This is a genomic window from Pseudomonas cichorii (assembly GCF_003700275.1).
GTDB lineage: Bacteria > Pseudomonadota > Gammaproteobacteria > Pseudomonadales > Pseudomonadaceae > Aquipseudomonas > Aquipseudomonas cichorii_B.
In genome coordinates, this window is the sequence record NZ_RBRE01000045.1 from 24467 (window position 1) to 31218 (window position 6752).

The 6752-nt window shown below is 58.1% G+C and carries 8 protein-coding genes and 1 pseudogene; all 9 read left to right on the forward strand.

Translation table 11 applies throughout. From position 1 onward, the window contains the following. The first annotated feature begins 7 nt into the window (after positions 1 to 7). A complete protein-coding gene (sctJ, locus tag ALQ04_RS13050) occupies positions 8 to 799 on the forward strand; it encodes a type III secretion system inner membrane ring lipoprotein SctJ (RefSeq protein WP_122316173.1) in 792 nt (263 codons plus the stop codon). After that, on the forward strand, positions 796 to 1419 hold the full coding sequence (locus tag ALQ04_RS13055) for a hypothetical protein (RefSeq protein ID WP_122316174.1): 624 nt from the start codon (positions 796 to 798) through the stop codon (positions 1417 to 1419). The genes sctJ and ALQ04_RS13055 overlap by 4 nt, the downstream gene beginning before the upstream one ends. Then, on the forward strand, positions 1385 to 1963 hold the full coding sequence (gene sctL, locus ALQ04_RS13060) for a type III secretion system stator protein SctL (RefSeq protein WP_122316175.1): 579 nt from the start codon (positions 1385 to 1387) through the stop codon (positions 1961 to 1963). The genes ALQ04_RS13055 and sctL overlap by 35 nt, the downstream gene beginning before the upstream one ends. A 70-nt stretch (positions 1964 to 2033) precedes the next feature. Then, entirely contained in the window at positions 2034 to 2255 is a 222-nt protein-coding gene (locus tag ALQ04_RS13065; RefSeq protein ID WP_122316176.1) for a serine kinase, read from the forward strand. Beyond that, on the forward strand, positions 2242 to 2655 hold the full coding sequence (locus ALQ04_RS13070; RefSeq protein ID WP_122316177.1) for a type III secretion system chaperone: 414 nt from the start codon (positions 2242 to 2244) through the stop codon (positions 2653 to 2655). The genes ALQ04_RS13065 and ALQ04_RS13070 overlap by 14 nt, the downstream gene beginning before the upstream one ends. Positions 2656 to 2713: 58 nt before the next feature. Beyond that, positions 2714 to 4666, forward strand: coding sequence for a type III secretion system outer membrane ring subunit SctC (gene sctC / locus ALQ04_RS13075; RefSeq protein WP_259645002.1), 1953 nt, complete (start codon positions 2714 to 2716; stop codon positions 4664 to 4666). 312 nt (positions 4667 to 4978) lie between these two features. Then, entirely contained in the window at positions 4979 to 5332 is a 354-nt protein-coding gene (locus tag ALQ04_RS13080) for a negative regulator of hrp expression HrpV (RefSeq protein ID WP_122316179.1), read from the forward strand. Positions 5333 to 5433: 101 nt separating this feature from the next. Then, positions 5434 to 5832: a type III secretion system chaperone gene (locus ALQ04_RS13085; protein ID WP_122316180.1), complete on the forward strand. Its 399-nt coding sequence runs from the start codon at positions 5434 to 5436 to the stop codon at positions 5830 to 5832. 144 nt (positions 5833 to 5976) lie between these two features. Then, positions 5977 to 6752, forward strand: a pseudogene (locus tag ALQ04_RS13090) (pectate lyase); the annotation flags it as partial.

Here is a 6752-nt window from a genome sequence, read left to right on the forward strand (position 1 = left end):
CCCAACTATGCACCCCAAGGCAATCAGGCTGGCCATCCTTATGTTTTTGGCGTTATTGATGGCTGGTTGCGGCGACCGTATGGAGCTGCATCGCGATCTGACCGAGCAGGATGCCAACGAGGTGTTGGCAGAGCTTGCGGGTAAAAACATTGACGCGCAAAAACGCCTGGACAAGGGGGGAGTGGCAGTCCTGGTTGCCACCCAGGATATTTCCCGTGCCGTGCGAGTGCTGGAAGCGGTAGGCCTGCCTCGTCGCTCACGCTCCACGCTGGGGGAAGTATTCCGCAAGGAGGGGGTCATTTCCTCTCCCATGGAAGAGCGGGCGCGCTATATATACGCCTTGTCTCAGGAGCTGGAGCAGACGCTGTCGCAGATCGATGGTGTCGTGGTGGCCAGGGTGCATGTGGTGCTGCCTGAACGCATCGCGCCGGGCGAGCCGGTCCAGCCGGCCTCGGCGGCGGTGTTCATCAAATACCGGGATGATCTTGAGCCCGACAGCATATTGCCGCGTATACGCCGCATGGTCGCCAGCAGCATTCCCGGCATGGCCAATGCGGACGAGAAAAAGCTGGCGGTGGTTTTCGTTCCTTCGCAGGGCTATCAGGAAGCTGTGGCGATGGTCAGTTTCGGACCGTTCACCATGACTCGTGAGCGCCTGGAATTCTGGCAGTGGATGGCGGTGCTCTGTACGTTCGGCATCGCGCTGATGCTGGCCGGCCTGTGGGCACTCAATCCGCAGTGGCGGCAACGCCTCAAGCCACGACCGGCTCCTGCCGTTGCGGCGGAAGCGCCGAAATGAAAGTGAGCGAGCCGCAGGCGCTGCTCTGGGTGTGTTGGTGGACCCAGGGCTGGCGCCAGGCCCACGACAGTTGGCAACTGCACGATTCGGCAGGCATGAGCGAATCGACCTTGAATCTGCTGGGACAGATTGATGATGCACTGGTCGATCGCGTCCTGGGCATGACTTCGACCCTTCCGCCTGCGCCCGATGCACTGCTGTTGCCGCTGCTGGATCTGAGTCGGGAGCAATGGGCGCTGGCACTCGAACTGTGTGTCGGCATCTGTGCCGGGAGTCGCATGCCGCGTCCCGACCGTCTGGATGAGCCGGCCTGGCTCTGGTGTCGACGGCTGGGCAGGGCGTTGCAGCCGGGGCGCTGGTTGCCCGAGAACTGGGATGCCCGGGAGCCTCAGGTGGCCGGATTGAGTCTGTTGCAAGCCTGGGTCGGTGACCGGCTCTGGCAAAGGCTGCGGGTCAAGTTCGCTCGCGATGCCGTGGATCAGGCCGAATGCCTGTCATTTGATGACATACCCGAAGCCAGATTACGCGCCTTGTGGCAGGCCGTGGGTGGGTACGTTTTGAGCACAAGCATTGAGGGAAATCCGCATGTTGACCAGTCGCAGCCTGACGCTTATCAATGACCGTTCCACGGTTAACGAGTCACTCCTGCGCAGAGAAGTTCTTGAGCAGTGCCTGCTGGCCGAAGAGCTGCTGGACGATGCCCGTGCCCGGGCGCAGGAGATCCTCGACCAGGCACATGCCGAGGCCGATGATCTGCGTCAGCGCTGTGAAGAGGAAACCCGCGCCGAGGTCTGGGTACAGGCCCAGTCATTGCTCGACGATCTGCGCGAGCAGCGCGAACAGTCATTGGCAACGGTGGTCGAGGCTGCCCAGGATCTGGTGCAACAGGCCTTGCAGATCGTGCTGGATGAATTGCCGGACGACAAGAAAGTCAGCGCTGTCCTGCGGCAACTGACCTCGGCCAGTCCCAACCAGGAGTCCGCTCTGGTCTATTGCCATCCCGATCAGATAACACTGCTTGCCCAGTGCCTTGAGGAGCATGGCCAGCAGGGCTGGACGCTGCGCGGCGATCCGAATCTGGCGGTCGATGCCATCAGCCTGCGCACCGAACATGGGGATTTCAGCCTGAGCTGGAGCGTCCTGCAGAAACATATCTGGTCTTGAGCAGATGCTTCTGGAACCAAATTCCTGGGCTTGCCACTCAGTCATGAGTTCCCGAACCAGGAGTATCACCATGCTTTCTTCCGATGCACTCAGACGCCGTCTCGACAACAACTTTGAAAACGCCCAACAGGATCTGGACTCGGCTGCGCTGAGCCTGGATGCCTTCTCGCCGGATGACTGGCACGCCTTCAACTCGGCTATCCGGCAGTCTTCGACCGCCAGCTGGGCTGTCAACCAGGAAATTGTGGTCAAGCACAACCTGGCCAAGGCAATCATCAATGAAATCCGCTGATCTTTCCGTTGCTGTCGAACGTTGGCTTGATAGCAATGAGCCTTTATTGCTGTTGCAAGTCGATCAGCTGCCGTTAAGCATTAAGCGCAGTAATGCAGGACTGATTTTTCTCGCGCCGCTGAGCGCGGCATGGCGCGGTGGCGATGCCGGTCTTGAGGACGCGCTGCGTCTTTCGGGGCCGAGCATCAGGCGTTTTCGTGGGGCTCTGGCGCTCGATCCTGAAACGAACCACCTGTGTCTTGTGCAATACCAGAAGTTTCAGAGTACGGCATTGGTCATCCATGACATTGAGGCCCTGGTCAACCAGCGCGATGTCTGGGAGTCGATGCTTGAACCCAGGAAGGTGACGCCGCCAAGGCCATTCATGCGTCCTTTGGCACTGAGAGGCTCTTATGTTTAAGCAATGCTTGAAACACCTGTGCTGCCTTGCACTGCTGTGCACGCAGGCAGAGGTTGCCATGGCCGCGGTTCCTGAAGAGTGGCGCCAATCGGCCTATGCCTATGAGGCGTCCCAGGCGCCCTTGACCACTGTGCTGAAGGATTTTGCCAGTTCCTATGGTGTGGGACTGGAGATGAATGGCGTCAATGGCGTGGTCGATGCCAAGATTCGCGCGGGCAATGCCCAGGAATTTCTGGATCGCATGGCCCTGGAACATCAATTTCAGTGGTTCCTGTACAACGGCAAGTTGTACGTGAGCCCGCAGTCGGGGCAGGTATCGCAACGGCTGGAAGTGTCATCCGATGCGGCTCCCGACCTCAAGCAGGCGCTGACCGATATCGGTCTGCTGGACAAGCGTTTCGGCTGGGGCGAACTGCCGGATGAAGGCGTGGTGCTGGTCAGTGGTCCGTCGCGCTATGTGGAACTGATTCGCGGTTTCAGCAAGGAAAAGGTCAAGCCCGAAGAGAAGCAGCAGGTCATGATGTTCTCGCTGCGTTACGCCGCCGTGGCGGATCGCGAGATTCACTATCGGGAGCAAAGCATCACCATTCCGGGCGTCGCGACACTCCTCGATGGCCTGCTCGATAACAAGCAGCACGCGCCTCCGTCCCCCCAGGATCCGATGGCCAATATCCAGGCCTTGCAGGGTATGGCAGATATCGGTCGCAACAAAATCATCAATCTGGCCAACAGCCGCACGGCTCCGCGTGAAAAGGCCAAGTCTTCCAAGGCGTCGAGCAATCGCAAGGTGGTCGCCGATGTGCGCAACAATGCGGTGTTGATCTATGACACGCCGGAAAAACATGAGCTTTATGAAAAGCTGATTCAGCAGCTGGATCAGCCGAGCAACCTGGTGGAAATCGATGCAATCATTCTGGACATCGACCGCAATCAGTTGAGCAATCTGGAATCCCGCTGGTCGGCGCGTGCCGGTTCGGTGAACTTCGGCAGCTCATTGCTCACCGGTGGTGCGGCAACGCTTTCGATCAATGACTTCGACCGCTTCTTTGCCGACATCCAGGCGCTGGAAGGGCAGGGCGTTGCCTCGCTGATTGCCAGGCCTTCGGTCCTGACCCTGGAAAACCAGCCTGCGGTAATCGATTTCAGCCGCACCGCCTTTATCACCGCCACCGGCGAACGGGTGGCCAACGTGCAATCGGTGACTGCCGGCACCAGCCTGCAAGTCATCCCGCGGACCATTTCCGGCGCCGAGCCGAATCGTTTCCAGTTGATCATCGATATCGAGGACGGCCAGCTCGATCGCTCCCGCGACAGCGATACCCCGGATGTGAAGCGCGGTACGGTCAGTACCCAGGCGGTGGTCAGCGAAAACCGTTCATTGGTCATCGGCGGGTTCCATGTCGATGAAACGGGCCAGCGCCAGGATAAAGTGCCGGTGCTGGGCGATATTCCGGTCCTGGGCGCGCTGTTTACCTCAAGGCGCCAAGAGGTTTCACGGCGTGAGCGACTGTTTATCCTGACGCCGCGCCTGATTGGTGACCAGATAGACCCTGCGCGCTACATCGCCAGTGAAAACCGCCCGCAACTGGACAAGGCACTGGCCCTCAGTGGCTCGCCCAATAGTCGCGAGCGCAAGAAGATAGCCATCTCCAAGGCGTTTGGAGATCTGGTCAAGGGCCGTATCCCGGCTGATGTCAAAGAGGCATCGTCTGGTGCGCGTCTGGGTGAACTGTGTAGAGTGGGGAGTGGTTTTTCGATTGATCCCGCGCGAGGCCAATGGTTTGGCGGGGATGGTTTCGACATTGCGGTCGGGGTCGTGCGCAACACCAGTGGCAAGGCCCAGGATTTCTCCCTGGCGTCCTGCTCGGGAGCTCGTACACTTGCTGTAACAATGTTGCCGGCTGCACGTCTGCAGCCAGGTCAATCAACAGAAGTTTTTGTGGCCACCCGGCCGGCTGCGACGATCGCGACGCCGACCAGCCCTGCCAGAGTATCAATACTGCCGCCTTGAAACAGATGTTGCAGAGAAAGGTTTTTCAGGCACAGTGACATCTATTGTTTAAATAGCGCCACCACCCATTAACACAGTACTTTTTCAGGGCCGAATTCAGTACAGTCCGTTTGTAGGGAGAATCCGAAATGAAGTTGTTACATGCAGGTGCCTTGTTTGTTGTTACTCTATTGTTGAGTGCTTGTGCGACAATGGAAACATCTTGTTTTGCCAGTGAATGCCAGCAAGTTGACGCCAATAGTTCAAGCCTTAAAGTTTGGTGGGCCCCTGAATTACGTAACGACGCAACTGAATACACTACGGTACATCTGAATGACTGAAACGATTCTGCGTAGTAGCGACCAGCAAGATTTCTTCGTCAGTATCGGCGAGCAGCAGCCGAGTACCTGGCAATGGGCTCCGGGGATCGACTTCGTGTATCGCAGAGACAGCGTGGGCTGGGGGCTGGCGTTGATGATCGAGCGCCAGGCCCAGCGGCCCAATCTGTTCTCCGATACGCTAAAGCGCCGCTTCGAGAACGTTGAATCATATGACGGCTACTATATCTGTCTGGACAATGAGCAGCGGTTCGTCGTCTGGCACGAACTGGACCGTGATTATCGGCGTGACGACACGCTGCAGAGCCTGCTGAGTGAGTTCCTCACTTTGGCCGGTTTTAAACACTAGAATCAGAATATTTATTCCAGCCGGAACCGCTCGCCATTAATTTTCCACTCAGTTGTCGTTATGGATCCATTTTGCGTAACGACAAACTTGAGGAAAATTCTATGGCGAACTCTCAACGCGACGCGCAACGCTTTATTGCCCGTTTAAGTGAAACACTTGGTACATCTTTAACCCTCCAAAATGGCGTCTGCGCTTTGTATGACAGCCAGAATCGACAGGCTGCCGTTATCGAAGTGGCCAGGCTCAGTGACAATGTGGTTATTCATTGCAGTCTGGGCCAAGTGCGCAAAAGCCAGGAAAACATGCAGCGTTTGCTCAACATCAACTTTGATGTTGCAAGTCTGCGTGGCTGCTGGCTGGCCCTTGACCAGCAAGAGCTGCGTCTGTGCACCCAGCGTGAACTGGCCCGCCTTGACGAGGGGCAGTTCTGCGACCTGGTCAATGGCTTCATCACGCAGGTCCAGCACACCCGTACCACCGTCCAGCCCTTGCTCAATTGAGTAGAAGTTTTGGGAACCGCTTGTCGGCTGTTTCCACTCAAGCATGAGTGCCACTACGAGGTTGACCCTCTTGATGGCACCACCGGCCAAGACGGCATCGATTGCCGCACCCCGGACACTCTCAACGATGGAGCGAGATAGATAATGGTAGATATCACGGGTATTTCGAGTTCTTCCCAAGGCGGGATCTCCGGTCTTTCGGGATTATCCGGTGGTCTGGGCGCCGGTGCGGCTGGCGCAGCGACCGGGCAGGGCGGTCAATCGGCCCTGGAGCAACTGGCGAGCATGCTGGCTGACATGCTGCTCGATTCTTCTTCGGGTTCTGGCTCCGGTGCCGGATCGGGCTCCGGTTCGGGTTCCGGTGCAGGCCAGACAGGCAAATCGGGCCAGAGCGATATCGACTCCTTGCTGCAGGCTTTGCAAGGTGGCGAAAAAGATGGCAAGAGCAAGGATGCCAGCGGCACCGGTAACGAATCGCCCAAGGAACTGCTGACTCAGGTGCTGATGGCCCTGTTTGAAAAGATCCTCGGCGGTTCGGACTCTTCGTCCGGTGCTGGCGACGGTAACAAGGGCAACGGTTCCGGCTCCACTTCTCCACTCAGTGGCGCAGGCGGCGGTGGCAACAAAGGCCTTGAAGGTCTGGGTCAGGGCCAGGGTCTGGGCGGCACTCAAGGCGCGGGTGGTGGTGCCAACAGCGTCGAAGACCTGGTCAATACCCTGATGAAAAGCCTGGGCGGCGGTTCGCTGGATAACGCAATCAAGCCGACGTCCGATGGCGGTGGCCAGGTTTCCGAAGACGGCAAGCTCAAGGAACTGCTGGATATGATTGCCCAGTTCATGGACAGCCATCCGGAAACCTTCAACAAACCGGCCAATCTTTCCAGCAGTGAAAGTGGTGGTGGTGGTGGTGGTGGTGGTGG